Annotated in this window: 23 protein-coding genes and 1 tRNA gene; 8 read left to right on the forward strand and 16 right to left on the reverse strand. The window is 63.9% G+C overall.

Annotated features, from left to right (window positions below; genetic code table 11):
* Nucleotides 1-5: 5 nt before the first annotated feature.
* Nucleotides 6-413 carry an aspartate decarboxylase gene (locus AWH62_RS01740; protein ID WP_233128228.1) on the reverse strand — a complete coding sequence of 136 codons (408 nt, stop codon included), beginning with the start codon at nucleotides 411-413 and terminating at the stop codon, nucleotides 6-8.
* A gap of 88 nt (nucleotides 414-501) precedes the next feature.
* On the opposite strand from AWH62_RS01740, the gene AWH62_RS01745 reads away from it, so the two are divergent.
* Together AWH62_RS01745 and AWH62_RS01750 are read left to right on the forward strand one after the other, a co-directional pair.
* Entirely contained in the window at nucleotides 502-1,704 is a 1,203-nt protein-coding gene (locus tag AWH62_RS01745; RefSeq protein ID WP_075188723.1) for an Sb-PDE family phosphodiesterase, read from the forward strand.
* 58 nt (nucleotides 1,705-1,762) lie between these two features.
* Complete coding sequence (locus AWH62_RS01750) at nucleotides 1,763-2,983, forward strand: TIGR03862 family flavoprotein (protein ID WP_075188724.1); 1,221 nt, start codon at nucleotides 1,763-1,765, stop codon at nucleotides 2,981-2,983.
* Here the strand turns inward: AWH62_RS01750 and dapD are convergent.
* The 8 genes from dapD to rpmH form a co-directional block, all read right to left on the reverse strand.
* Entirely contained in the window at nucleotides 2,980-3,807 is an 828-nt protein-coding gene (gene dapD / locus AWH62_RS01755; protein ID WP_075188725.1) for a 2,3,4,5-tetrahydropyridine-2,6-dicarboxylate N-succinyltransferase, read from the reverse strand. The genes AWH62_RS01750 and dapD overlap by 4 nt on opposite strands.
* On the reverse strand, nucleotides 3,804-4,541 hold the full coding sequence (locus tag AWH62_RS01760) for a ubiquinone/menaquinone biosynthesis methyltransferase (protein ID WP_075188726.1): 738 nt from the start codon (nucleotides 4,539-4,541) through the stop codon (nucleotides 3,804-3,806). Before AWH62_RS01760 ends, dapD begins: the two co-directional genes overlap by 4 nt.
* Nucleotides 4,538-5,239 carry a pyrimidine 5'-nucleotidase gene (locus AWH62_RS01765; protein WP_075188727.1) on the reverse strand — a complete coding sequence of 234 codons (702 nt, stop codon included), beginning with the start codon at nucleotides 5,237-5,239 and terminating at the stop codon, nucleotides 4,538-4,540. Before AWH62_RS01765 ends, AWH62_RS01760 begins: the two co-directional genes overlap by 4 nt.
* Nucleotide 5,240: 1 nt before the next feature.
* On the reverse strand, nucleotides 5,241-6,236 hold the full coding sequence (locus AWH62_RS01770; RefSeq protein WP_075188728.1) for a DUF1036 domain-containing protein: 996 nt from the start codon (nucleotides 6,234-6,236) through the stop codon (nucleotides 5,241-5,243).
* A 7-nt stretch (nucleotides 6,237-6,243) separates the two neighbouring features.
* On the reverse strand, nucleotides 6,244-6,819 hold the full coding sequence (gene yihA / locus AWH62_RS01775; RefSeq protein ID WP_233128229.1) for a ribosome biogenesis GTP-binding protein YihA/YsxC: 576 nt from the start codon (nucleotides 6,817-6,819) through the stop codon (nucleotides 6,244-6,246).
* Between the two features lie 74 nt (nucleotides 6,820-6,893).
* The gene (yidC, locus tag AWH62_RS01780; protein WP_075188730.1) at nucleotides 6,894-8,675 is read right to left on the reverse strand and encodes a membrane protein insertase YidC; all 1,782 of its coding nucleotides are present in this window, start codon (nucleotides 8,673-8,675) and stop codon (nucleotides 6,894-6,896) included.
* A 6-nt stretch (nucleotides 8,676-8,681) separates the two neighbouring features.
* Nucleotides 8,682-9,083 (reverse strand): ribonuclease P protein component, encoded by a 402-nt coding sequence (locus AWH62_RS01785; RefSeq protein ID WP_075188731.1) that lies wholly within the window; start codon nucleotides 9,081-9,083, stop codon nucleotides 8,682-8,684.
* 5 nt (nucleotides 9,084-9,088) lie between these two features.
* Complete coding sequence (gene rpmH / locus AWH62_RS01790) at nucleotides 9,089-9,223, reverse strand: 50S ribosomal protein L34 (protein ID WP_075188732.1); 135 nt, start codon at nucleotides 9,221-9,223, stop codon at nucleotides 9,089-9,091.
* Between the two features lie 404 nt (nucleotides 9,224-9,627).
* Here rpmH and AWH62_RS01795 point away from each other — a divergent pair, with 404 nt between their 5' ends.
* Nucleotides 9,628-11,106 (forward strand): sensor histidine kinase, encoded by a 1,479-nt coding sequence (locus AWH62_RS01795; RefSeq protein ID WP_158025533.1) that lies wholly within the window; start codon nucleotides 9,628-9,630, stop codon nucleotides 11,104-11,106.
* On the opposite strand, the gene ggt is transcribed toward AWH62_RS01795, so the two are convergent.
* Entirely contained in the window at nucleotides 11,107-12,858 is a 1,752-nt protein-coding gene (ggt, locus tag AWH62_RS01800; protein ID WP_075188733.1) for a gamma-glutamyltransferase, read from the reverse strand.
* A gap of 64 nt (nucleotides 12,859-12,922) precedes the next feature.
* Between ggt and AWH62_RS01805 the strand changes: the two genes are divergently transcribed.
* The 4 genes from AWH62_RS01805 (at nucleotide 12,923) to AWH62_RS01820 (ending at nucleotide 17,548) form a co-directional block, all read left to right on the forward strand.
* Nucleotides 12,923-13,918, forward strand: a complete 996-nt coding sequence (locus tag AWH62_RS01805) for a P1 family peptidase (RefSeq protein ID WP_075188734.1) — start codon at nucleotides 12,923-12,925, stop codon at nucleotides 13,916-13,918.
* Nucleotides 13,919-14,029: 111 nt separating this feature from the next.
* Nucleotides 14,030-14,106, forward strand: a tRNA-Arg gene (locus tag AWH62_RS01810).
* A gap of 535 nt (nucleotides 14,107-14,641) precedes the next feature.
* The gene (locus AWH62_RS01815) at nucleotides 14,642-16,315 is read left to right on the forward strand and encodes a methyl-accepting chemotaxis protein (RefSeq protein WP_075188735.1); all 1,674 of its coding nucleotides are present in this window, start codon (nucleotides 14,642-14,644) and stop codon (nucleotides 16,313-16,315) included.
* Nucleotides 16,316-16,330: 15 nt separating this feature from the next.
* On the forward strand, nucleotides 16,331-17,548 hold the full coding sequence (locus AWH62_RS01820; protein WP_075188736.1) for an alginate export family protein: 1,218 nt from the start codon (nucleotides 16,331-16,333) through the stop codon (nucleotides 17,546-17,548).
* Between the two features lie 73 nt (nucleotides 17,549-17,621).
* On the opposite strand, the gene AWH62_RS01825 is transcribed toward AWH62_RS01820, so the two are convergent.
* The 3 genes from AWH62_RS01825 to AWH62_RS01835 form a co-directional block, all read right to left on the reverse strand.
* Nucleotides 17,622-18,110, reverse strand: coding sequence for a DJ-1/PfpI family protein (locus tag AWH62_RS01825; RefSeq protein ID WP_158025534.1), 489 nt, complete (start codon nucleotides 18,108-18,110; stop codon nucleotides 17,622-17,624).
* A 305-nt stretch (nucleotides 18,111-18,415) separates the two neighbouring features.
* Nucleotides 18,416-19,759 (reverse strand): MFS transporter, encoded by a 1,344-nt coding sequence (locus tag AWH62_RS01830; RefSeq protein WP_075188738.1) that lies wholly within the window; start codon nucleotides 19,757-19,759, stop codon nucleotides 18,416-18,418.
* Between the two features lie 98 nt (nucleotides 19,760-19,857).
* The gene (locus AWH62_RS01835) at nucleotides 19,858-20,313 is read right to left on the reverse strand and encodes an Lrp/AsnC family transcriptional regulator (RefSeq protein WP_075188739.1); all 456 of its coding nucleotides are present in this window, start codon (nucleotides 20,311-20,313) and stop codon (nucleotides 19,858-19,860) included.
* A 184-nt stretch (nucleotides 20,314-20,497) separates the two neighbouring features.
* Here AWH62_RS01835 and AWH62_RS01840 point away from each other — a divergent pair, with 184 nt between their 5' ends.
* Nucleotides 20,498-22,084, forward strand: coding sequence for an aminotransferase class V-fold PLP-dependent enzyme (locus AWH62_RS01840; RefSeq protein ID WP_233128230.1), 1,587 nt, complete (start codon nucleotides 20,498-20,500; stop codon nucleotides 22,082-22,084).
* Between the two features lie 14 nt (nucleotides 22,085-22,098).
* Here AWH62_RS01840 and AWH62_RS01845 read toward each other — a convergent pair whose 3' ends face one another.
* The 3 genes from AWH62_RS01845 to AWH62_RS01855 all read right to left on the reverse strand — a co-directional run bounded on the left by AWH62_RS01845 (nucleotide 22,099) and on the right by AWH62_RS01855 (nucleotide 25,196).
* On the reverse strand, nucleotides 22,099-22,698 hold the full coding sequence (locus AWH62_RS01845; protein WP_143742864.1) for a gamma-glutamylcyclotransferase: 600 nt from the start codon (nucleotides 22,696-22,698) through the stop codon (nucleotides 22,099-22,101).
* A gap of 100 nt (nucleotides 22,699-22,798) precedes the next feature.
* A complete protein-coding gene (locus AWH62_RS01850; RefSeq protein ID WP_075188741.1) occupies nucleotides 22,799-23,779 on the reverse strand; it encodes a hypothetical protein in 981 nt (326 codons plus the stop codon).
* 148 nt (nucleotides 23,780-23,927) lie between these two features.
* The gene (locus tag AWH62_RS01855) at nucleotides 23,928-25,196 is read right to left on the reverse strand and encodes a DUF819 domain-containing protein (RefSeq protein WP_075188742.1); all 1,269 of its coding nucleotides are present in this window, start codon (nucleotides 25,194-25,196) and stop codon (nucleotides 23,928-23,930) included.
* Between the last annotated feature and the right edge of the window lie 63 nt (nucleotides 25,197-25,259).

The following is a 25,259-nucleotide window of genomic DNA, read 5'->3' on the forward strand; positions in this document are numbered from 1 at the left end:
GCCGCTCAGTGCGAACGTCCGTGGGTCTCGCGGAAGCGCTCCATCGAGACGGAGATCTTGAAGGTCTCGCGGTATTTCGGCGAGCCCACCGGACGCGGCGGCTTCTGCGAGGTCAGGGCGAGAATACGCTCGAGCGTGTCATGGGCCGCGCCGGACTGACCGGCCCCGATATAGGCGTGCAGCTCCACCAGCGCGTCGGACAGCGGGTCGCCGCCGCGGATGATGAAATAGGGCTCTTCGGAGCCCATGCGGTGCAATACGTCGAATTCCGACGGGTTGTCGGCCGAGCCGTATGGCGCCGCCGGATTTTTGGCCACCGGCTTTTCCCTGGTGATGTCGTCAGTCATGGCGCGCCCCTTGTGAGTGATTTCCACCATGTGACCAGATTCGACACCAAAGCGGTAGCGGCGCATCAGCACAGCTCCCGTCGTCGCGTCCCTGTCACCGGATGGTCGTGTGCATGTCATGGGGGCGGGGTAGAGCCGATGCAGGGGGGGCTTCATGTTGTCATATCTGTATCGTGTTTGCGCGTTGATCATCCTATTCGGCCTGGCGGGACCTTCCGCTTCCGGCCAGCAGGCGACGTCTCAACCCGCTCATGCCCATGACCATCCGCATGCCGAGGTCCGGCCGTCCCGGTCGCTGCAATTCCCTGACTTTCCGGATGGCCGTGCCCTGTTGGTGGTGGACCTGCATACGCACAGCGTGTTTTCCGACGGGCATGTCTGGCCGACCGTGCGGGTCTGGGAGTCGTCGCGTGACCAGCTTGATGCCATGGCGGTGACCGAGCACCTGGAATACCAGCCGCACCGTGACGACATCCCCCATCCCGATCGCAACCGGTCTTTCGAGCTGGCCGAGCTGGCTGCGGCCAATGCCGGCGAGAGTGCGCCCCTGGTTATTCCGGGTGTGGAGATCACGCGGCAACTGCCCCCCGGTCACGTCAATGCTGTCTTCGTCCAGGATGCCAATCCGATCCTGACGATCGAACGCCGCGCAGATGATAATCTGGCCAATGCCCGGCTCGCCCTTGAAGAAGCACAGCGCCAGGGCGCTTTCACCTTCTGGAACCATCCGGCCTGGGGCCACGATGCGCCTGCCGGGATCATGCAGGTGCCGGCCGAGCAGCAGGCGCTGGTCAGCGAAGGTCTGATCCAGGGCATTGAAGTGGCCAATGGCGGCGAGTTCAGCGAGGAAGCACTTCAGTTTGCCCTCGACAATGACCTGGCCATTCTCGGCACGTCCGACATTCACGGCCTGATCGACTATGATTATGACATCATTGCTGGGGAGCACCGCACGGCGTCGCTGGTGATCGCGTCCGAGCGCTCCCTGCAGGGAATTCGTGACGGGCTGGAAGCCCGGCAAACGGTGGCCCTGTTCAAGAACCAGTTCATCGGCCGGGAAGACGTGATGCAGACCGTGCTCGGCGCCGTGCTCAGCCTTGAGGTGGCCGACTATCAGCGCAATTCGACCGTATTGCGGGTCAATGTCCGCAATGACGGGCCGCTGCCCGTGGTGTTGCAGAATGTCGGCCCGCGCAACTTTGCCAATGCGGCCAGCGTGGTGACCATTCCCGCTCATGGCAGCTTGCGCATCAGCATCACCGATACGCCGGATCCGGCGGCGGTCTACATCCAGGCCCGTGTGCTCAATGCCTATACCGCACCGCGCGAAAATCCGGTCATCGTCCTGCGACCCTAGACCGGCGGTGGTGGGGCTTCGCCTCGCCTTTTGATCGTGCAACCGCTATGGCGGCTGTATGTCATCCCTTGCACCCAGACACATCGCCATTATCGGGGCCGGCCCGGCCGGCCTGATCGCCGCTGAACATCTTGCCCTGATCGGCCATCGCGTCGACGTGCATGAACGCATGCCGACGCCAGGACGCAAATTCCTGATGGCGGGACGCGGCGGGCTCAACCTCACCCACTCCGAACCGCTGCCGGCCTTTCTGGGGCGCTATCGTGAGGCGGCGGACTGGCTGGGGCCGGCAGTCATGCAGCACGACCCGGGTGCCGTGCGGGCCTGGTGTGACGGGCTGGGGCAGGCCAGTTTCGTCGGCTCGTCGGGCCGTGTCTTCCCCGAAGCCATGAAGGCCTCGCCCCTGCTGCGGGCCTGGCGGATGCGTCTTGAAGAAATGGGCGTGAGTCTGCATCTGCGCCAGCAATGGGTCGGCTGGAGCGATGACGGTGCGTTGATGTTCGAGACGCCGGACGGGCGCGTCACCACGCGTCCGGACGCGGTATTGTTGGCCCTTGGCGGTGCAAGCTGGCCGCGTCTCGGCTCAGACGGTGGATGGGCGGATCTGTTGTCCGCGCGCGGCGTTGAGCTGGTTCCATTCTCCGCCTCCAATTGCGGCGTCGAGACCCGTTGGAGCGCGATCACACAGGACCGCTTTGCGGGAGCGCCGCTGAAGACCATCGCCCTGTCACTCGGCGAGGAACGTGTCGCGGGCGAGGCGATGATCGCGCGCTATGGTCTGGAAGGCGGGGCCGTTTATGCGCTGGCCGGGCCGATCCGCGACGCGCTGGCGACAGGGCAGCCGGTTACGCTGCATCTTGATCTCAAGCCCCATCGCGATCTGGCCGACATGACGGGCTGGCTGGGCCGGGCCAAAAAGGGTCAGTCGCTGACCAATACCTTGCGCAAGGCCGGGCTGACACCGCAGGCGATTTCCGTCCTGCGGGACGCCGTCCCGGACCTGCCGCGTGATCCGGGCACCCTGGCCAGGTTGATCAAGGCCGTGCCCCTGACCGTCACAGGTCAGCGCGGTCTGGAGCGGGCGATCTCCTCGGCAGGCGGTATCGCCCGCACTGCGGTCGATGGCCATTTCATGCTCAACGCCGTGCCGGGTGTGTTCGCAGCCGGTGAAATGCTGGACTGGGATGCGCCGACCGGCGGTTACCTGCTGCAGGCCTGTTTTGCCACCGGCATGGCAGCAGCCCGTGGTATCGAGGCCTGGCTGGCCGAGGCCGACTAGCGCAGAAGGTCGTTGATCGAGGTCTTGGCCCGGGTCTGGGCGTCGACGCGTTTGACGATGACCGCGCAATAAAGGCTCGGACCGCCCTTCGGGTCGGGCAGGGCGCCGGGCACGACCACTGAATAGGCGGGAACTTCGCCATAGCTGATCTCGCCCGTGGTGCGGTCAACGATCTTGGTCGAGCGGGTGATGTAGACGCCCATCGCCAGCACCGACCCCTCGCGCACGATCACGCCCTCGACGACTTCCGAACGGGCGCCGATGAAGCAATTATCCTCGATGATGACTGGGTCGGCCTGCAGCGGCTCCAGCACGCCGCCGATGCCGGTGCCAGCCGATATATGGCAATGTGCACCGACTTGCGCACACGAGCCGACACTGGCCCAGGTGTCGATCATGGTGCCTTCGCCGACATAAGCGCCCAGATTGACATAGGAGGGCATCAGCACCGCGCCCGGAGCGATGAAGGCACCGCGGCGCACGGCACAAGGCGGGACGGCGCGGAAACCGGCCGCCCTGAACTCGGCCTCGCCCCAGCCGTCAAACTTGGACGGCACCTTGTCCCACCATTTCGCACCGGCAATGCCGCCCTCGATCAGATCCATCGGGTTGAGCCGGAAGCCCAGCAGGACGGCCTTCTTCAGCCATTGATGCACCACCCAATTGCCGTCATCCCCGCGCGACGCAACCCGCGCCTGGCCACTGTCGAGCAGGTTGATCGCGGTCTCGACGGCATCACGGATTTCCCCGGTCGTGTCGGTCGCGACGCTGTCACGATTGTCCCAAGCGTTGTCGATGGTGGTGATGAGGGTGGTATCGGTCATGGGGCTGTACTCTTGGTGTCGGGTTTGCGGGCTTCGTGCAGGGCCACGATGCCGCCGGTGTAATTGGTATGATGCACGTCTTCAAACCCTGCCCGTGCAATTTCCTCGGAGAAACTGACGGGATCGGGAAATGTGTGGATGCCCTTGAGCAGGTAATCATAGGCCGAGCGGTCGCCGCCGGTCGCAATGCCGGAAATGAGTGGCAGGCAGATATCCATATAGGTCAAATAGGCCCAGTGGATGACCGGCACGGGGATACGGGCGGCCTCGAGGTTCAAAAGATGGCCACCCGGCTTGAGAACCCTAAGCGCGGAGGCCAGGACGCGTTCTCGGTCGCAGATCTTCATGCCGAAGGAGATGCTGACCAGATCGACGGAATTATCGTCGATGCCGTCGAGCGTGTGGGCATCGAGGCGAAGTATCGCGATATGGTCCTGTCCGGCCAGCCGCTCGCTGGCGAGGCTGAGCATCTTGGGGCTGAGATCGGTGACGATCAGGCGGCGAGGCGCGCCGCTGCGTCCCACCAGCCGGGTCGGAATGTCGCCGGGGCCGGAGGCTAGGTCGAGGGCTGTGTCGACATTCAGGGCGGCGATGCGGCGCGCCATGCCAGCCTTCCAGAGACGGTGAATGCCAAAGCTGAATATGTCGCAGAGCAGATCATACTTGTCGGCAATGCGGGCAAACACATCGTCATGACCAGGATCAAACGCGGCAGCATTGGCTTGGTCCGTCACGTGGCGTCATCGTCCGGTGTCGCGGCAGTCTGTACGGTGCCGAGGAAGGTGGGCAGGCAGTCCACGGCGTGGTGGACATGGTCGGGATGGTCGTCGGGCGCGGCGCTTTCATCGTCGCGGGGCCCATGTTTGGCGCGGACGAGAACGGTTGTGAAGCCCATGTCGAAGGCGGTTTTCAGATTGCGGACACTGTCCTCGAAGAAGACCGACTCGGGAACCGGCAAAGCGAATTTGCTGACGAAACTGTCGAAGCCGGCCTGATGCGGCTTGGGCTGGAAGCCGGACGCCTCGACATCGAAGATATCGTCGAACAGGTGGGTCAGCCCCATATGACCGAGAATATTCTCGGCATGGCGAAGTGAGCCATTGGTGTAGACGAGGCGCTTGCCGGGCAGGGCGCGGATCCGCGCTTCCAGCTCGGGATGCGGTATGATCACGGTCGGGTCGACATCATGCACGAAGTCGAGGAAGTGGCGCAGGTCGACCGTGTGGTTGGCCATCAACCCGTTGAGTGTGGTGCCGTAGTCGCGCCAGTAGGATTTCTGCACGCTGCGCGCCTCGCCCTCGGGCAGATCCAGCAGGCGCGCGACATACTGCGTCATGCGCTGATCGACCTGGGTCATGATCGGCGCGTCGGACGGGTAGAGCGTGTTGTCGAGGTCAAAGACCCAGTGGGTGATATGTCTCAGATCGGCCATGTCAGGGCCTCCGGAAATCGCCCTCACCGAGCGTGACACGGGCACCGCCCTCGCTGGGCTGGGTGATGCGGCGGAAATCGGCGGCGGTGTAGCCACGGTCGGCACAGTCACGGCGCCCCTCGGCGACAAAGCGGGCCGGTGCGATGCAAAAGCCCTCATCGCCCTCGGTCAGGCCGCGTCGCCCGGCGGTATTGATGCGCTCGGCATAGTAAAAAGTGTTGGCCGTCTCCAGCCGGGTGGCCAGAACACGCGCGCACTCACCGGCATGGATCCGCCACCAGCCGCGGGACTGCCAGATCGTGCCGACCTGGTGTCCGATTGCGACAGCAATGTCGCCGTCGGCCTCATTGCACACGCTCAGGCCACTGGCGGCGTTGCGGCCCAGGGCGCGAGCCTCCAGCGCGTCAATCAGCGCATCATCGGAAGGGCGGCTGGCAAGACCGGCATCGCTGAGAAAACTGCTGATCGAGCGGGCGGTCGAGCGACCGCTCAACCCATCGACCGCCGTGATCGGATAGCCGGCCGATTGCAGCAGGCGCTGGATGCCGGCGACGCTGGCACGGATGCCGAAATCGATCGGTTCGACCAGCACGGTGCGCTCGCGGTCATCGCCTTCCCGGATAAAAAAGTCGCGTGAGGCCAGGCCGAGCGAGGCGCAGCGCGTGTTGGCCACGACTTCGAAATCCGCCTCATCGACACACAGCGGCACGGTGCCGCGCCATTCGCGCACACCGCCGAGATAGGCGATCGAGGATTTGGCGTAGAAGAAGATCGGTTGGTCGCCATCGAGATCGACATCGCTGGCGACAGTGGTGCAATCGCCCGGACGCAATCGGGTCCAGCCCTCGATCGCGACGCCCCCATCGACCGGCCATGCCGTCGCGGCTTCGACGATATAGCTGGTTTCATTGCACAGTTCGGCCGCATCGGCGCGTTCTGTCGTCGCAAGGGTCAGGGCGGGCAGGGCGAACAGCGCCGGGATCAGGAAACGCAACATGCCCCTGTCATCCCATGTCGGGCAGCAAGGCGACAATCTCGGCCCGCAGCTGGTCGACGCCGTCCTGCTTGGCGCTGGATGTGGCGACGACGCGTGGGAAGGCGGCCGGGCGTTTGGCGATCTTCTCGCCGGTCTCGCCGATCAGCCGGGCGACGGCCGGCGGTTTGATCTTGTCGGTCTTGGTCAGCACGACCTGATAGCTCACCGCCGCCTCGTCGAACACGTCCATGATCTTCAGGTCGACATCCTTGAGGCCGTGACGGCTGTCGATCAACAGGTAGACGCGTTTGAGATTGACCCGGCCGCGCAGGAAGGCGCGTGTCAGGCGGGTCCATTTCTCGACCACCGGCTTGGGCGCCTTGGCATAGCCATAACCGGGCAGGTCAACGATGCGCAGGTCGTCGCCTTCGACATTGAAGAAGTTCAGCTCGCGCGTCCGGCCCGGCTCGCCCGAGGCGCGGGCGAGGCCCTTCTGGTTGGTCAGCGCATTGATCAGCGAGGATTTGCCGACATTCGAGCGACCAGCAAAGGCAATCTCGATCCGGTCCGGCTCGGGCAGATGATCCAGCGCAACTGCACCCATCAGGAAGGTGCAGGGGCGCGAGAAGAAACGCCGTCCGAGGCCGATGTCGAGTTCGTCGCTACCGTCGGTCAGGGTCAGTCTCCGCGGTCCCGTTTCATCAGGCGGGCGATCAACTTGTCGACCTGGGTCTCATTCCCGTGACGCCGCATGATGATGTATTGCTGCAGCACCGACAGGAAGTTGTTCCAGGCCCAGTAGATCACCAGGCCGGCCGCGAACGGGGCCAGGATGAAGGTGAAGACGATCGGCAGGAAGGCGAAGATGCGCGCCTGCATCGGGTCCGGCGGCGGCGGGTTGAGCGCCTGCTGCGCCGCCATGGTCAGGCCCATGATGATCGGCCAGACGCCAATGCCCAGAATGCCCCCGATCAGCCAGATGCCGGACGGGTCGTAGGGGATCAGGCCGAACAGGTTCCAGATATTGGTCGGATCGGCGGCCGACAGGTCACGGATCCAGCCAAAGAAGGGCGCGTGGCGCATTTCGATGGCGTTGAACAGGGTCTGGTAGAGCGCAAAGAAGATCGGGATTTGCGGCAGGATCGGCAGGCAACCGGCCAGCGGGTTGATCTTCTCGGTGCGGTAAAGCTCCATCAACGCCTGTTGCTGCTTTTGTTGGTCCGAGGCGTAGCGCTCCTTGATGTCGGCCATTTTCGGCTGCACGGCCTTCATCTTCGCCATCGAGGCGTAGGCGCGGTTGGCCAGCGGGAACATGACAATCTTGACCATCAGGGTCAGCGCCAGGATGGCGAGGCCGAATTGACCCAGGGCGCCTTCCAACATGGTGAGCAGCCAGACGAAAGGTCGCGTCAGGAACCACAACCAGCCCCAATTGATGGCCATGTCGAAACGCTCGATGCCGACCACGTCCTGGACTTGCTGCAACACGCCAAGTTCCTTGGCGCCGGCGAAAATCCGGGTGGTGGAGGCCAGGCTCTCGCCAGCCGGAACGGCGATGGCCTGTTCGACATAGCTGGCTTCAAAGGCATCAATCTCGCCGCGTTCAATGGTGCGGAAGCGGGCCGTGAAGGGACGGTCCTGATCGGGAATGGCCGCGGCCATCCAGTAACGCTGGGTCACGCCGACCCAGCCGCCAGTGCCGCTGTCCTCGGTCTGGTTGCCGTCTTCCAGCTTGCCGAAACTGCTGCGCACCATGGCGCCATCGACGACAGCCAGGGCGCCTTCGAACACGGCCATGTTGCGGGTCTCGTCTTCCGGGCGACCCTCATGGCGGACCAGTCCATAGCGCGACAACTCGACTTCCTGGCCGGAATTATTGGTGACCACGTCGGTGAGCGTGAAAAGATAATTCTCGTCGACCGAGATGACGCGCTCGAAATGCAGGCCTGACGGGCTGTCATAGGTCAGGGTGACCGGCGTATCCGGGGTCAGGGTTGAGCCTGACGCGAGCGTCCATTCGGTGGCGCCACCCGGCAGGTCATTGAAACCGGCCGTGGCCGAGGTCCAGCCATCACGGGCGTAGAAGACATGGTCGCTGCCGATCGGGTTGAGCAGGGCGACCGGCGTCGGGTCGTCAATCGTTTCGCTGTGGCGACGCAGGCGGATATCGTCGAGACGGGCACCGGTCAGCGACAGCGATCCCAGGACGGCCGGGGCATCGATGACGACACGTTGATTGCCGGTCAGCGCGGTTTCGCGGTCGACCGTCGTCGGGGCGGCCGGTTCCAGGGCTGAGGCAGGAAGGTCCGGATCGGCGAGTTGGCCGGCCGCTTCAACGGCGGCTTCTTGTTCGGCGCGGCGTTCTTCCTCGGCCGGCCCCATGACGAAGACCTGATAGCCAGTCAGGATCACCAGGATCAGGCCCAGTGCGATAAACAGGTTGCGTTGATCTTCGCCCATGAAAACTCAGGCCTCTTGCGCTTTGTGTTCGCGATCGCCAGGGACCTGACCGTCGGCCAGACTCACCAATGCGCTTTCGACATCCCCCACCAGGCGCGACCAGTCCCGATCGGGCGTTGTCGCACGTGCGATGAATACATAGTCAATGCCGGGCTGTCCGTGGAGGGGGAGAAGCAGCCGGACAATCTCCCGCAAACGGCGCTTGGCCCGATTGCGGATGACGGCACCGCCGATCTTGCGGGTGGCGGTGAAGCCGGCCCCGATGGGCGCGTCCTGCAAATGCAAAGAGCCGTCTCGCGAGCGGGCCTGGATGACCACGCCCGATCGGACGGCTTTTTTACCTTTTGCGACGTGCAAAAATTCGCGCCGCGTTTTCAGCCGTCGGACGGCAGGAAGCGGCGTTGGCATCGTCCTTAAGCGGACAGACGCTTGCGGCCCTTGGCCCGGCGGCGAGCCAGGATAATACGGCCAGATTTCGTCGCCATGCGCGCACGGAAGCCGTGCCGGCGCTTGCGGACTAGCTTGGACGGCTGAAAAGTACGTTTCACGGTCGCGCTCCATCGGCATGCAATTCGAGAGCGGCGGCAATTACGCGCTTGAAGCCGCGGCGTCAAGCGTTCATGCCCCCTGTCGCGCAGGAGAATGACATGTCGGACGCGCCTGTCCAACCATTGTCGGCGCCGTGGGATCGCCGGAACCGACTGCCAGGGGAGAGCTGCCCGGCGGCCGACAGCGATTATGGCCCGGCTTTCGTGCTGCTGTACATCATCAGCCGGCCTTCGCCGGACTCGCAGTGCATTGCGGACCGGGTCTGCCGCAGAGGGAAAGTCGGCCGATCCGATTCCGCCGGGCGGCAAGGTTGCCGCTGTCGCACCCATTTGATGTCATCGCGCTCGACATGGCCATCAAAAGCAGGCGCCTTGCCGGGCAAATCGCTCTAGGCTATCCGCGAATGCCGATGTCCATTGAACCACCTTCCTCCAGCGACGATCCAGCTCGCCCCGATGCCGCGCCGCTCGTCGGTGTCCTCGACAATTTGCGGGCGCAATTGCTGATGGTGACGCTGGGTCTGGTCACGGTCGGCCTCGTGCTGGTCTATTTCCCGGCGGCGGCGAGCTTCCGGCTGCAATGGATGACAGACCGCGCCGAAGCAGCCCACCTGGCCGCCCTGGCGGCGGATGTGGCGCCCGGCGGGGCTCTGGGCGAGGAAGAAGTGCGGGCGCTCCTGATGGGGGCTGACGCGGTCGCTGTGGCACGCGTCCGCAACGGCATGAATGAGCTGGTGCTCTATTCCGGCCCGATCGGCGAGGGGCTGGTCGAGAGTGACCTTCGCAAGGCGGGCTGGTTCACGCATATCCGCGATACGATCGAGACCTTGAACGCGCCTGACGACCGGCTGCTGCGCATCCGGGCCCACCCGATGGGCGCGCCGGACGAGTTGATCGATGTGATTGTCCGCGAAGCGCCGCTGCACGCTGCCCTGCGCGAGTTTTCACGCCGCTTGCTCATCTATGCCAGCCTTGCGGCGATCATTGTCGGTGCTGTGCTTTATTGCGCGCTTTTCTTTCTCTTTGTCCGGCCGATGCGCCGTTTGGCCGGCGCGATGACGCATTTCCGGGAAGATCCGGCAGATCCCGCCCGCATGATCCGGCCCGGCGCTGCGCGCAATGAGATTGGCCAGGCGGAGCATGAACTGGCCCGCATGCAGGCTGATGTCCGCCAAGCGCTGTTGCAACGCGAACGCCTGGCCGCGCTCGGCGGTGCCGTCGCCAAGATCAATCACGACCTGCGCAATGTTCTGGCCAGTGCCCAGCTCGTTTCCGACCGGTTGGCCATGGACAGTGATGACCGGGTTCGCGGCATGGGCGAGCGCTTGGTGCGGGCGGTCGATCGGGGCGTCCGCCTGTGCGAGGCGACGCTGGAATTTGGTCGGGCCGAGGAAAGCGCCCCGGTGCGTCAACCGATCGCGGCCCGTGCCCTGCTCGAAGAGGTTGCCGGTGACGCGATGCTCGCCGAGGGCGATGTCGTCTGGACCAATGATATCGGTGATGAATTGCGGCTTGATGCCGATCCCGACCAAGCGCATCGCCTCTTTCTCAACCTGTGCCGTAACGCCATCCAGGCGATGCAGTCGGTCGAGGGCGAACGGCGTCTGTCCGCCCGTGCCACGGCGATGCCGCTGGTTGCCGACGGATCAGGCGAAATCCGCATCGAGATCGCCGATAGCGGCCCTGGCGTGCCGCCCAAGGCGCGTGAACGCCTGTTCCAGGCCTTCAGCGGCTCGACACGGCGTGGCGGTAGCGGGCTGGGCTTGTCGATTGCCCGCGAGCTGGCGCGTGCCCATGGCGGTGATGTCGATCTGGTCACCACAGGTGACGCCGGCACGGTTTTCGCCGTTCGCCTGCCTGCGGCCCCGCCGGTGCGCCCCTGATCAGGGCTGGCGGGCCTGGCCTTCGCGGCGTGGGTCGGCGCCGCCGATCAGGGTTCCGTCTTCCAGCCGACGCACGATATGCAGGCCGGAATTCTCGCCGCGATTGGCATCCAGCGTGAAACCGAGCGCGGCCAGGCCGGCAAGGATATTCGCATCCATGCCATCCTCGACCCGAACGATATCGCCCCGTGCAACGATATTGGGTAGCTCGATCGCCTGTTGTGGTGTCAGCCCCCAATCGAGCATGCCGACCAGCGTCTTGGCGGTATAGGCGATGATGGAGGAGCCGCCGGGTGAGCCGGTGGCCAGCACGAACTCGCCGTCGCGATCAAAGACGATGGTCGGTGACATCGACGAGCGCGGCCGTTTGCCGCCCTCGGGCGCATTCGGCACGACGCGGCCTTCGGCATCGGTCGGTGCGCGCGAGAAATCGGTGAGCTGGTTGTTGAGAAAGAAACCGCCGGCCATGCGATGGCTGCCGAACACGCTTTCAACGGTTGTGGTCATCGACACGACGTCGCCATCGCTGTCCACGATCACGAAATGGCTGGTGCCGGGTGAATCCGGGGTCGCGTCGGCGCCTGGCTCGCTCACACCCTCGGGGATGCCTGGTACCGATGTTGGCAATGCGGTGGTCCGGTTAATGCCCAGGGCGCGGCGATTGATGTAGTCGGCGTCCAGCAGCCCGGCGACCGGCACGTCGACAAAATCAGCATCCGCGACATAGGCGTCGCGGTCGGCATAGGCGAGGCGGCTGGCCTCGATGAAGCGCCGCCAGCCTTCAACCGTGTCTGGGCCGGTTGCCGTCATGTCATAGGGTTCGAGCAGGCCCAGGATCTCGTTGACGGTGATCCCGCCGGACGCCGGCGGCGGCGCGCCGCACACCGTCCATTCGCGATAATCACGGCAGAGCGCATCGCGCCGTACAGCTTGGTAGGCGGCCAGATCAGTCAGGGTCAGTCCGCCGGGGCGCGGTTCGTCTTGGACCGCCTCGATAATCGCGGCGGCCAGGGGGCCTTCATAAAGCGCCCGCCAGTCGGCCGCGAGCGCGCGCGTGGTCTCGGCGTAGGCCGGATTGCGCAACAGATGGCCGGCGGGAAGCGGTGTGCCGTCATCGGTGAAGAAATAGTCGCGCGAGGCCGGCCACTCATCCAGTGGCCCGCGCGGTGCCATGCCGGCGATGAAGCCGGCCAGGCGCGGCGAAATCTCGAAACCGTCTTCGGCCAGGCCGGTCGCCGCATCAAAGCCATCGGCCCAATCCAGCGCGCCGTGGTCGGCATGGGCCATCGCCAGCATTGCGACAGCGCCCGGCACACCGATGGAATGGCCGGAGAGGACCGACTCAACGAAGCCCAGCGGCTGGCCATTCACGTCAAGGAAAAGCTCGGGCGTGGCGGTCGCCGGGGCCGTTTCGCGCCCATCATATACAGTCAGGTCGCCGCTCTGGGCGTCGTAATAGAGCAGGAAGGCGCCACCGCCGAGGCCGGAACTTTGCGGTTCGACCAGTCCCAGCACACTTTGCACGGCAATGGCGGCATCAATCGCGTCGCCGCCGGCACGCAAGGCGTCCAGCCCGGCTTCAACGGCATGGGGATTGGCGGCAGCGACCATGGCCGGACCGCTCGCGCTGGTGACCTCGGCCTCAATTCCTGCCCCGGCATTGGTCTCCGGCATTGCCTCGTCGGCGCTGGAGCAACTGGCAAGAATGAGTCCACCGGCGAGCGCGGTGGTGGCGAACAGGAAACGCAGCATCTAACTTGCCCCTCAGCAATGTCCGGTCAGACTGGACCCACAACACACAGATAAGAGGCCGGTCATGTCAATGCCAGCACCCCGCAACAGCCTGACCGATATTGCCGGTCTGCGCGTCGGACAGGTCCATGATGCAGCGGTGCGCACGGGTGTGACCGTGATCCTGCCTGACCAGCGTGCGGTCTGCGCCGTCGATGTTCGCGGTGGCGGGCCCGGCACGCGCGAGACCGACGCCCTGGCCAGTCACACCCTGGTTGATGCTGTCGATGCGATCGTGCTGTCCGGTGGTTCCTCCTATGGCCTGGCCGCCGCCGATGGTGTCGCCGCGGCGCTGGGCGCGCGCGGCGATGGTTTCGGCCTGTTCGACATGCCCGGCGTACCCAAATCCCCGGTCGTTCCCTCGGCCATCCTCTATGATCTCGCCAATGGCGGCGACAAGGCATGGGGTGAGGAGCCGCCCTATCGCAGACTCGGGAAACAGGCGCTGGCGGCGGTCTCCGACGAGGTCGAGCTGGGCGCTTTCGGCGCCGGCCATGGCGCCCGGGCCGGCTTGCATGCGGGCGGGACCGGCAGCGCCAGTCTCCAACTGTCGGGCGAGGGCGGGCGCGTTGCCGCGCTGGTCTGTGTCAATAGTTTTGGTTCGGTCACCTTGCCTGGCGCCGACGATGTTTACTGGGCCTGGCCCCATGAGATCGGCAGCGAGTTCGGCGGTCGCCGCCCGGCCGCTGGCTGGCGGGCCGGCGCCGAAGACTGGGGCGCCGCCAAGATGCAGCCAGGCCCGCGTGAAAACACCACCATTGCCGTCGTCGCCACCGATGTCGCGCTCACCCCGTCACAGGCCAAACGCTTGGCCATCATGGCCCAGGACGGGCTCGCCCGTGCCATCCGCCCGGTTCACACCCCGTTCGATGGTGACGTCGTTTTTGCGCTGTCGACGGCGGCCAAACCGCTGGGCGAGGGGGGAGAAATTGCGCTCGCACGGCTTGGATCCGCCGCTGCCGACTGCCTTGCCCGCGCCGTCGCCCGCGGCGTCCACGCTGCCCGCACCGCCAGCGATTGAGATGTGCTGCACGTCGCTGTGCAATTGCCGCAATCGGGGACTTGCCATCAGCAAAACCCGGGGCTAGGTTCCGCGCCTCTTCGGGGCTGAGGCCTTGGAGTGACACGGTCTGCACCGGTAGCTCAGCTGGATAGAGCACCAGACTACGAATCTGGGGGTCGGGAGTTCGAATCTTCCCCGGTGCGCCATTTTTTATCTCGCGACAGTCCGCTGCGCGGACGTCTCCGAAGGGGCGGCCTGACCGGCCGACGCGCTTGCGAACCCGTTGTGTTCGAGTTGGCGCTTCTGAGACGCGCCATTTCTTTCTTTGTTCCCGCTCCGCTCGACCCGCGCCTGATGCCAATTTCGGTGCCGGGGTCGATGCTCACATGGAACGCGCTCAGGGCTGTGGGGGTTGAGCCTGATCCCTCAAGGTGCGCCATTTCCTCGATCTTACGGCAGTTCGTTATCCGCGCCTCCGATGGGGCGGATCTTGGTGCCGCATTCCTTGGTGGCCGGTGAAGGCGAAGCTGAATCCGGCATCATGTGACCGATTGTCCTGCCGCGACAGGCTAATCGGACGTGGCCAGGCGTCCATGAACCCTGTTCGTCGGAGGCGATCCGATAAGCATTTATATAATATGACCTTTTCGCCACCGCTTTAGCCAGCACATCTCAGCCGATGGTTAAGGTTTGCCGCGCTAGCTGGGGCCATGCTTTTGCTTGAACAAAAAAGGTAGCCCCATGCCATTCCGTCTCCAGGCCCTTTCCCTGAAAGCCCGGCTCGCATTGCTTGCAGCCACGTCCGTGGTCCTTCTGCTTGGATATGTCGTTGCAAACGGACTGTTGCGAAACGCCGTTTCCGGTATCGAGGATGAAGCCCGACACGCCACGCTGAGTCTGATGGCGGCGAATACGGTTGAAAAAGACCTGACCTCCCTGTTGCGTGACACCTATCTGATGGCGGCCGAGCCGACGGCGGACCGGATCGAGGCCGCGCGCGGCAATCTGGCAGACTTTGAAACCTCGCTGGCTGAGGTCGAGCAAATCGTGACGCGGCCAGAGTATGATGCCGCGCTATCGGCCGTGCGGGCCGACTATGCAGGATTGCACCGCCTGATCAGTGATGCCGCGCGAGGTATTGCCGGCATGGATCAGCAGGGCATTTCCCGCTTCGTCGTCGAGCTGGCGGATTATGATGACCGGATGGATACGGCGATCGAGACTGTTCGTGACGGCGCTCGCGCCGATCTGGATGCGGCTTGGGAAAGCCTTGACGGCATGGCATCGGTGACTTTCTGGGCCGGGATCATCGCGGTCGTGATCGCCACGATCGGCCTGTTCGGCCTGACCTCGCTGATCGGCGGCACGATCCGTGCCTCGGTCGTCAAGACACGCGACATTGTCGGCGCGCTCGCCGAAGGTCGCCGGGATGTTGATATCATCGGCGTCGAGCGGACCGACGAATTCGGTGATCTCGCGCGTGCCACATCGACGCTGCAGGACACACTCCGCACCGCGGACGCGATCCGCGAGCGCGAACAGGCGGAGGCTGAGGAGAAAGCGCGCCGCCATGCGGCCCGTGAGGAGGCCGTTGGCAAGTTCGAGCAGGCATCCAGTGAGCTTCTGGCCAGTGTGATGGCGGCATCAGAACAATTGTCGGCCTCGGCCAATCAGATGCAATCGACGTCCGGCGAGGCCGCCACCCTGTCAGATTCAGCCCGCGGTGCGGCATCGAATGCGGCGTCGAGTGTCCAGGCCGTCGCGGCGGCTTCGGAGGAACTCGCAGCATCCATCAGTGAAGTGTCGACCCAGGTGACCCGGACCAGCGAGTTGTCGCAGCAGGCGGGCGCCGAAACCGGGTCGAGCGCGGAAGTCATCGGCCAACTGGCAGAGGCAGCTGACGCGATCGGCGCCATTGTTGAAATCATCGACACCATCGCCTCGCAGACCAATTTGCTCGCACTCAACGCCACCATCGAGGCCGCCCGGGCCGGCGAGGCTGGCAAGGGGTTTGCGGTCGTCGCCTCAGAGGTCAAGGCCCTGGCCGAGCAGACCACGTCGGCGACGCAGCAGATTGCGGAGAAAATCAATGGCATCCAGAGCTCGGCTGAGGCGTGTACGGCCTCGTCCGCCAAGGCGCTGGAAGCGGTCGCGCAATTGGGTGAGCTGGCAGTGGCTTCGGCCTCGGCGATCGAACAGCAACGGGTCGCAACCTCGGAAATTGCCCAGTCGGCGCAGCGCGCGCAGGATGGGACGAGCCGGGCGTCCGCTGATGTTGACCAGGTCGCGCAATTTACCCGTCAGACCGATGATGTCTCGCGCTCGGTGTTGAGCGCATCGACCGAGATGGCCAGCCGGCACGAGGCCTGGAAGGCCGAGTTTGATGAATTCCTGACCGCCATCCGTGCGGCCTGAGGCAGGAGAGCGACCATGATGCGACTGACGCGAAATACCGCCACTGTGCTGCTTGCCACTGCCGCCATGCCGGCTGCCGCCGCCGATGACGAGGCCGGGACCATCCTGCTCGACATCCGTGCCCGCTATGAGGCGGTGGAGCAGGATGGCAAGCTGGATGCGGAGGCGGCGACGCTGCGAACCCGTTTGGGGTGGCAGTCGCCGCAATGGGCCGGTTTTACCGTTTTGCTTGAAGGCGAGTCGGTCATTGCCCTCGGCTCGGACACTTATAATTCCGGCCTTAACGGCCAGACGGCCTACGCGTCGATCAAGGATGATGACGTCACCGAGCTCAACCGGTTGCAAGTGAGCTATGCCGCCAGCGAGCATGCGCGCATCACCGTTGGCCGCCAGTTGTTGTCGTTCGACGGCAACCGTTTCGTCGGTTCGCCGTCCTGGCGTCAGGACCGCAATTCCCATGATGCCGTGCGTGTCGATCTCAGTCAGGACGGCTGGCGCGCCAGCTATGTCTATCACGACCGGGTTCTGCGCGGACCTGGCGATGATTTCGATTGGGACAGTGACAGCCACTTGGTCAATCTGGGCTATACGATCAATGACTCTGCCGAGCTGACCGGGTTTGCGTATTTCATTGATCTCACCGATCCCGCCGCTCCGCAGGACCGGTCGAACATGACCTGGGGTGGTCGCCTGACCGGCTCTGTGCCGCTTGGTGAAGCCCGGCTGAGCTATGCGGCGATGCTGGCCCGCCAATCCGATTATGGCTCATCGACGGCTGATTTTGAGCTCGGTTTCGCAAGTTTCGACGTGCGGGTCTCTGGCGCCGGCGGGACATTGCTGTTCGGCTATGACGTGCTGGACGGTGATGGCAGCAATACGATCGCAACCCCGTTGGGTTCCGGCCACAGCTTCCATGGCTGGGCTGATGCCTTCAGTGGTGGCGGCGCGCAATCGACGGTCGATGGCCTTGAAGATCTGCGCTTTGGAGGCAGCTATGAAGGCACGCTCGAGGCGGGTTTCCTGTCCGGTTGGGAAATCGGCGCGGTGCACCGTGATTTCTCCTCGCAGCGCAATGGCGATGATCTGGGCCGCGAATGGGATGCTTGGTTGAATTTCGACCTGCCGGGCAATGTCGGCCTGTCATTCCAGTTTGCCGACTATCGAGGCGGGTCCAGCCCGCTTTCGCCGGCAGACCGTACCAAGCAGTGGGTGGTGCTGACCTATAGCCGCTGACGACAGCGGGCAACAGACACGAAAAAGGCCGGGCAAGCGCGCCCGGCCTTTTTCATGTCGTCGGTAGTTTGCGTCAGGCTGCTGGCGCGGCTTCACGCTGCATGCGACCGGCGACGGCGTCGATGATCTTCCAGTCGCTGTCAGCATCGTCGCTGGCGTAAAGATTGCCATCGATCAGCGCGGCGGCGGTTGTGTCGGTCGGCGTCGCGGTGCCGGCCATGGCGGCGATGATCGTCGCACTGCCGCTCAGGGCGATCACCGGCTTGCCCTTGTCGGCGAAAAGCTTGGCCAGTGCACTGGCGCTGTCGGCCTGGGTCACCGCGTCTTCGAGCAGGACAAGCGCGTCATAGGCGCTCTCATCGATATCGGCGACGGTTTCCGCAACGGCGAAATTGATCTCCGTGCCGCCATTTTTGCCGCGCAGCAGTGCTTGCTGTCCGGATACCAGGACAAGGCGTCGATTATGGCGGGCAAGTGCGTCGGTGGCCGTCTGCATCTGCTGCACATTGACGGTTTCGGCGACAAAGGCCGCGACGCGGGTGGGGCGGGGACCATGTTTCATCAAGCGGAAGCTCTCCATTTTTGCGGGCGCAGTTCATCCGGCGCCAAAGTTTAATCGTGTAGAGGAATAATGATGATGCGCATCGAATCAAGGGGCGCGTGTGCGATTAAAATATATTATCGGTCAGGAAATAATTCAGGTGCGCGAAATTTTTACAAATTCACTTGGCATTATGCTTATGCTAGGTGCGAACTGTGCAATATCGATGTCGATTTAATTTGCAATTACTTAAAAACAGTCGAGTGAACCTCGCGATTGGCAATGACAGTGCCGGCGGCCTGGATATCCCGTACGGGCGCGCGACGTCAGTCGCGCCAGCTGGCGTCCTCGAACTCGGTGTCGAACTCTGATCCGAATTCGGTTTCAGGGTCGGCCGCGAATTCCTGATCCTCGCCGGCCCTTTCCGTGAGTTCGATCACGGAAACCGAGGTCGTGGCCGTGGGCTCGAAGTCGGCCTTGTCCTCGCTGCGCACAGGCGGCGTCCCGGTGCGGCGGACCAGCATCAGCCCGGTCAGGGTGAACAAGGCGGTCGCGGCAAAATAAAACAGGCCCGACGGCCCTATCAGGCTCATCACAACGCTGGCGACCAGCGGGCCGATCATGGATCCCAGCGCCCAGACCATCAAAATCCCGGACATCATGCTGGTGGCCTGCCCTTCGGGCGCGCGGTCGGCGGCGTGGGCCACTGCTACCCCGTAATAGGACAGCGCCCCGGCACCCCATAATGCTGCGATGGCGAAGATTGCGGCCTGTGGAAGGAGGCCACTGAACAGTGCAAGGATCAGCGCTGAGCCACCTGCCACGATTGCCAATCCGGCAATGACAAGGCGCCGGTCAATCCGGTCCGACAACATGCCGGCCGGCCATGTCGCGATCACGGATCCTCCGATCATGGCGGCGTTGAAGAGGGCGGCCGTCTGGGTGACGCTGGCGGCGGAGAAGTCCTGAATGAAGACCGCGTAGAGCTGCAGGACGGCACCCGATACCATCCCCGAGATCAGTGCCGCGATGATGGCGGACGGCGCAAAACTCCAGATTTTAAGAGGGCTGAAGGGTTTGGTGGTGGGGATGGCGGGTTCGGCTCGGCGGGTGGCGCACACCGGGATCAGGCTGGCGGTTAGCAAGGCTGCGACGATCAGGAAGCCGGTCGCAGTTCCTGTCGGCGCGCCGGCGACCAGAAACGGGCCGGCCATGAAGCCGAGCTTGGACGTGACAAGGTAGAAGCCGAGGATGGCGCCGCGGCTCTGGCTCGGCGCGGCGTCGGCGATCCAGCTTTCCCCGGAGGCCAGGAAGCCGGCCACGCACAGTCCGATGATGAATTGCACCAGCATCCACCAGGCCATCGCGCCGCTGATGTAAAGCGAGGCAGCGCCGAGCGAGGCCGCCGCGGCGAAACCGGCGATGGCGCGGATATGGCCGATCTGCATGATCTCGCGTGGCGCCAAGCGGGCGCCGAGCAGGAAGCCGAGCGCATAGGCCGATACGATCGCACCGATCTTCATTGGCGCAGCGCCCTGCGACAACAAGGTCAGCGGGCCGACCACCGAAAGACCGCCGAGGGCCGTCTGCAGGATGGCGAGGGCAATGACGATTGCCGCGACATTGCGATAGCTGTCGGTTCCGGGAGCGGCGGTTTGGGGGATTGTCATGATGGCTCGTCAGAGGGCGGCGGTGCGGGTGCCCGAAACGCGGGCGGCGAGGCGGCAGCTTCAAACAGACCCGGCAGGCATGCAAGGCTTGGCTTGGGTCAGACCGGCAATTCGGTGGTGTTCTTGATCGCTTCCATGGCGAAACTGGCACTGACATCGGACAGTGGCGCGATCGCGATCAGCTTCTTGTAGGCTTCGTCATAGGCGCGCACATCCGGCAGGCAGAGCTTGATGAGATAGTCGATATCGCCACTCAGACGGTAGAACTCCACCACTTCCGGCATGCGCGCCACGCCGTCGGCAAAACGTTTCAGCCAGTCGGCATCATGATGGCTGGTCCGCACAGTGACGAAGAGTGTCGCTTGCAGATCCAGCGCTTCCGGATCGAGCAGCGCGACGTGTTTGCGAATGACGCCGGCCTCGCTCAGACGCTTTAAACGTCGGGCCGTCGGGGTTGCGCTCAACCCGATCAGGTCGGCGAGTTCCTGGACTGTCCGGTCGGAGTCCTTTTGTACGGCCCGTAGCAAGCGGCGATCATGGTCATCAAACACCATGCGTTATCTCCATCGAGGTGAATTTCACCATCATTCGAACCCAGTATAGCTGAACTTTGGTGATTATCGCCCCTGGTCAGATGTTTGTATAGCGGCTCATTGTCAGGAGTCGCGCATGTCCCATCCGTCGAGAACCGCTGCTCGCATTGAGGCTGCCCGCCGTGGGATGATAGGCGCGGAGCGGATGTTGGCGACGCCTTTCGGCAGCAAGCCCTTCCTCTATGCCGACTATACGGCGTCCGGACGGGCGATGCGTCATGTCGAAACGCAGGTCGAGCGCATGATGGCGGACTATGCCAATCCGCATACCGAGGACAGCGCGACCGGGCGGGCCAGCAATCGCTGGATGCGTCAGGCCGAGTCTGTCATTCGCCGCGCCGTCAATGCGGCGCCGGATGACTGTCTGCTGCCGTGTGCTGCCGGCGCCACGGGGGCGATCCACAAGCTGCAGGAAATTCTCGGCCTCGCCGTCGCCCCGGCCAGTCGGTCCGGACTGGGGCTGTCGCAGGGGGCAAAGGTCAAGACCGTCGTGTTTGTCGGGCCCTATGAGCATCACTCCAACGAGTTGAGTTGGCGCGACAGTCTGGCCGAAGTCGTGCCGATCGGACTCGACACGGCCGGCGGGATCGACCTCGCGGCGCTGACCGAGGCATTGGCCGATCCGCGCTTTGACGGGTGGCGGAAGATTGGCGCCTTCTCGGCCGCCTCGAACGTCACCGGCATCCGCACCGATATTGCCAGCCTGGCCCATTGCCTGCATGCCGCCGGCGCGATCCTGTGTCTCGATTGCGCCGCCAGCGCGCCCTATCAGCGGATCGATATGCATCCGGAACTCGACCCCGATGCGGCGATCGACGCGGTCTATTTCTCGCCGCACAAGTTTGTCGGTGGTCCGGGCGCCTGCGGCATCCTGGTTTTCAACGAACGCCTTTACCGGCGCGACCTGCCGCCAACCCAGAGTGCCGGTGGCACGGTGCGCTATGTCTGGCAGGACGGGCATGATTTCCTCGAGGGGATCGAAGCGCGTGAACGCGCCGGCACGCCGGGACTGCCACAACTGGTCCGGGCAGCGCTGGCCTTGCAGATCCAGAGTGAGATCGGGTTCGACGTCATTTCGGGGCGCGAGCATGACGCACTGGAGCGTGCCTTTTCACACTGGTGCTGCAATGACCGGATCGACGTGCTGGGGCCGCAATTGCCGGCTCGCCGTCTGGGCATTGTCGCTTTCAATCTGCGCAAGGCCGATGGCGATCTCGTGGAGCCGCGCCTGGTGACCCTGTTGCTCAATGACCTGTTCGGAATTCAGTCCCGCGCCGGCTGTTCGTGTGCGGGTCCCTATGGCCATCACCTGCTGGGAATTGACGCGGATACCACGCAGGACATCCGCACCCGCGTCCTGGCGGGCGATGTCGGTGCCCGTCCGGGCTGGTGCCGGGTGAGCCTGCACTGGATCATGTCGGAGGCGGAAATCGATTATCTCATCGACGCCGTCTGCTTCCTGGCCGAAAACGCTGAATTCTTCGCCGGTTTCTACGACCGCGACCCGGCGACGGGGGCTTGGCACTGGGCCGGTGACCCGGTCGAGGACAGTAGCATCTGGCCCACCGGCCTGCTTGATGAACGGACTTTCCGTCCGGCGAGCGAGGACTTGACCGAAATACCCGATCCGCAGGACCGCTTTGACGCCCCCTTCCGGGTGGCGCGGGACATGGTGCGGGTTTTCAGGGAGACCGGCCTTGATCCGCGGGACATCCAACTGGTCGAAGCCTGACAGTTTATGGCCGATCAGACCGGTTGTCGGTATTTCAGGACACCGCAGGCCAATAGCAGCCGATCGACCAACGCGCGATCGCCGGCGTCCAGCGGTGTGCGTCGCGGATAGAGCGGTGCGGCGCTGTCACGATCATTGACCCAGGGTGCATCCCAGAGCTCCGTCGCTTCGATAAAAGCCCTGGCGCGGGCTTCGCCACCCGTTTCCAGGCAGCCGGCCAGGCAGGTATCGACATAGGTTTGCGGGATTGGATGGGCACTGTCGGCGCGGAGCTGTTCGCGATTGACGACGATCCAGTAGCGCCCGTCGGGCAGGGCGGATTTGTCCGACCCGGCCGGGTGGACGGTCGCCGGGTCGACTTCTGTGAAAACATAGCCGCGCTCGCGATGGCGCAGCTCCGCGGTGATGCGGGTCGGGACGAGGGCGGCATGCAGGACCTGTCCGGGCGCCTGCCTCACGCCGGCATAGGTCGCCGCCTCGTCACCATAGCGCACGGTCCAGCCGCGTCGCCAGCCGGTGGCGACAACCGGACGAATGACGCTCTCGATCTTCGAGTAGGTGCGGCGGCTATAACTTGAAAGCAGGCTGCCATAACCGATCATGTAGTCAGACACGCGAACTCCGATCCCGGCGCACAAAAAGAAATGGCGCGGATCGCTCCGCGCCATTTCATTGTCTCCGGGCTTGCGCCCGTGTCCAGTCTTCGTCTGTTGATCAGCGCTGGCGCCGGGTCGAACGCGACGACGAGCGGGACGAGGAATAGGACGCCTGCGCCACCGGCACTTCTTCCGAATAGGCATTGCCATCGGCCGGCATGTCGGTGCCGTAGAGATAGGTGTTGCCCTGGCTCGACGGCGCGGCCTGCCGCGAAGCGACCGGCGGGATTTCCGAACTCATTGGCGGGTTGTGACCGGGAAGATTGATCTCTTCGCAGTCGACCAGGCGCCATTCCCAACGCTCTTCGGTGCGCAGCGAGTAGCGCGTCACCGTCTGGGTTTCGACCGGGACGACATGGCTGTCGACGGTCGCGTGCTGGTCGAGGACTTCGATGCGATAGGTGTCGCGTTCCTCGGCGATCGGGATTTCCTCGATGCGCGCTTCCTGAACAAGGACATCGCGGGTGATCTGGGCGTATTCGGCGGGATGGTTGATCTCACGGATATTGGCCGGCGAGACCACGATGTTGCGGGTCACGGTCTGGTATTCGCCGGCTTCTTCCACCAGGCACCACACTTCGCCGGTCTCGCTGTCAAAGCGCGTCATCGATGCACCGGGCACGTAGCCGCGACGCCAGACCATGCGCGGTTCGCGCACAAGGATGGTCTCGGTCACGGTGTCATGGGTGGCCGGAACGACTTCATACTCGACATAGGCCGGGCGGACCTGGACGGTTTCGGTGACCGTTTCGTAGACCGGCTCGTGCACGATGTAGCGCATGCCGGCTTCGCGCGAGATATATTCGCGATACTCGTCACGCAGGCTCGGCGGCGCCACATTGTAGCGCTCGTAGGAGTCTTGGGTGGTGACCTGCTCGGAATAGACATCATATTCCGGCGCGATCCGCACGCGGGCGTAACACTCGCCGGTGGCGGCGGTGGTTGGCGGATCCGGCGGGAACCATTCGGTATCACCGGCAAACGCGGTCGACGCGGTCAGCAGTGTGATGGCACTGGCGCACAGGAGTTGGTGTTTCATCTTGCATCCCCCCTAGGAATTCGCTGAAGGCACGCTGATCCGCCCCTCGATTAAATAAGGTTAACGGAAACAAGGGGTGTCGTTAAGAAATAATACGCGTCAGACGGTATTTTCAACCCTCAGGGGAAATGGAAGAGGTGTTTTCAACTCAAGGGGTTACGCTGGCGCCCATCATGAACATCATCAAGTAGCCGGTCATCATGGCGGCCCAGGTGCCGACGATGTAGCCAACGACCGCCAGCAGCACGCCGACCGGTGCCAGGGATGGATGGAAGGCCGCTGCGACGACCGGCGCCGAGGCCGCGCCGCCAATGTTTGCCTTCGAGCCGACCGCGATGAAGAAGGTGGGGGCCTTGATCAGCCACGCGACGAGCAACAGCAGCGCGACGTGGACAAGCATCCAGATGATGCCGATCACGAAGAACTCCGTGTTGCGGAAGATCGCCGTGATGTCCATGCGCATGCCGATGGTGGCGACCAGCACATAGATGAAGACCGAACCGACCTTCATGGAGCCGACACCTGACAGCTTGCGCGCCTTGGTAAAGGACAGCGCGACCCCGATCACCGTGGCCGACAGCATTAGCCAGAAGAAACCTGAGTTAAGCCCGAGGTCCGCCAAGCCCGGGAAGTTGGCTCCGACCCAGGGCCCCATGAAGTCAGCGACGATATGGGACAGGCCCATGGCCCCAAGGCCGAAGGCGAGGATGATCATCAGGTCCTTGAGCTCGGGTATCCGGGCATGGGTCTTCTCGAAACCCTCGGCCTTTTCGCGCAGTGTATCGACCGAACGGCTGTCGGCGTTCAGCGCCTTGTCGATGCGCTTGGCGTTGGCGACACCAAGCAGAAGGAAGGCCATCCAGATATTGGCGACGATGATGTCGACCGCGATCCAGGCCGAGTAGACCTCGCTTCCGACGCCGAAGAATTCATACATGGCGGCCTGGTTGGCACCGCCACCGATCCAGGTGCCGGCCACGGTCGACATGCCGCGCCAGACCGCATCCGGACCGGTCACACCGATCAGGTCGGGGAAGAGGATGCTGGCAATGAAAAGCGCGACCGGGCCGCCCAGCACGACGCCGATCGTACCGGTGAAGAACATGATCAGCGCCTTGGGGCCGAGCTTGAAGGTCGCCGGCAGGTCGGCCGACATGGTCAGCAGGACCAGCGCGGCGGGCAGCAAATAGCGTGAGGCGACGAAATAGGTCTGCGAGGCTTCCGGATCGACAATGTTGAACAGGTTCAACAGCGAGGGCAGGAAGTAGCAAAGCAGCAGGGGCGGAAAAATCCGGTAGAAGCCCTTGGCCAGCTTGTTGTCGAGGTTGGAGGTCCAGAATACGGCGCCGAGCAGGACGGCAAGCAGGCCCATGATGATCGCGTCATTGCTGAAGAGCGGCGCGGTTTCGGCGTCCATGAATTCCCCCGAGAATGGTTCTTGTTGGCGGATAGGACCGGTTTTGGTGAAACATGGCAAGGC

It is taken from the genome of Maricaulis sp. W15 (assembly GCF_001924955.1).
Taxonomy (GTDB): Bacteria; Pseudomonadota; Alphaproteobacteria; order Caulobacterales; family Maricaulaceae; genus Maricaulis; species Maricaulis maris.

Coding starts and splice junctions, on each gene's coding strand:
- AWH62_RS01835 (WP_075188739.1), bottom strand. CDS start 20,313: ATGGTGTTTGATGACCATGATCGCCGCTTGCTACGGGCCGTACAAAAG.
- AWH62_RS01855 (WP_075188742.1), bottom strand. CDS start 25,196: ATGGACGCCGAAACCGCGCCGCTCTTCAGCAATGACGCGATCATCATG.
- AWH62_RS01740 (WP_233128228.1), bottom strand. CDS start 413: ATGCGCCGCTACCGCTTTGGTGTCGAATCTGGTCACATGGTGGAAATC.
- AWH62_RS01745 (WP_075188723.1), top strand. CDS start 502: ATGTTGTCATATCTGTATCGTGTTTGCGCGTTGATCATCCTATTCGGC.
- AWH62_RS01830 (WP_075188738.1), bottom strand. CDS start 19,759: ATGACAATCCCCCAAACCGCCGCTCCCGGAACCGACAGCTATCGCAAT.
- yihA (WP_233128229.1), bottom strand. CDS start 6,819: ATGGGTGCAGTTGCGCTGGATCATCTGCCCGAGCCGGACCGGATCGAG.
- AWH62_RS01750 (WP_075188724.1), top strand. CDS start 1,763: ATGTCATCCCTTGCACCCAGACACATCGCCATTATCGGGGCCGGCCCG.
- AWH62_RS01795 (WP_158025533.1), top strand. CDS start 9,628: ATGCCGATGTCCATTGAACCACCTTCCTCCAGCGACGATCCAGCTCGC.
- AWH62_RS01850 (WP_075188741.1), bottom strand. CDS start 23,779: ATGAAACACCAACTCCTGTGCGCCAGTGCCATCACACTGCTGACCGCG.
- AWH62_RS01825 (WP_158025534.1), bottom strand. CDS start 18,110: ATGAAACATGGTCCCCGCCCCACCCGCGTCGCGGCCTTTGTCGCCGAA.
- AWH62_RS01805 (WP_075188734.1), top strand. CDS start 12,923: ATGTCAATGCCAGCACCCCGCAACAGCCTGACCGATATTGCCGGTCTG.
- AWH62_RS01785 (WP_075188731.1), bottom strand. CDS start 9,083: ATGCCAACGCCGCTTCCTGCCGTCCGACGGCTGAAAACGCGGCGCGAA.
- AWH62_RS01770 (WP_075188728.1), bottom strand. CDS start 6,236: ATGTTGCGTTTCCTGATCCCGGCGCTGTTCGCCCTGCCCGCCCTGACC.
- AWH62_RS01840 (WP_233128230.1), top strand. CDS start 20,498: ATGTTGGCGACGCCTTTCGGCAGCAAGCCCTTCCTCTATGCCGACTAT.
- dapD (WP_075188725.1), bottom strand. CDS start 3,807: ATGACCGATACCACCCTCATCACCACCATCGACAACGCTTGGGACAAT.
- AWH62_RS01820 (WP_075188736.1), top strand. CDS start 16,331: ATGATGCGACTGACGCGAAATACCGCCACTGTGCTGCTTGCCACTGCC.
- yidC (WP_075188730.1), bottom strand. CDS start 8,675: ATGGGCGAAGATCAACGCAACCTGTTTATCGCACTGGGCCTGATCCTG.
- ggt (WP_075188733.1), bottom strand. CDS start 12,858: ATGCTGCGTTTCCTGTTCGCCACCACCGCGCTCGCCGGTGGACTCATT.
- AWH62_RS01815 (WP_075188735.1), top strand. CDS start 14,642: ATGCCATTCCGTCTCCAGGCCCTTTCCCTGAAAGCCCGGCTCGCATTG.
- AWH62_RS01765 (WP_075188727.1), bottom strand. CDS start 5,239: ATGGCCGATCTGAGACATATCACCCACTGGGTCTTTGACCTCGACAAC.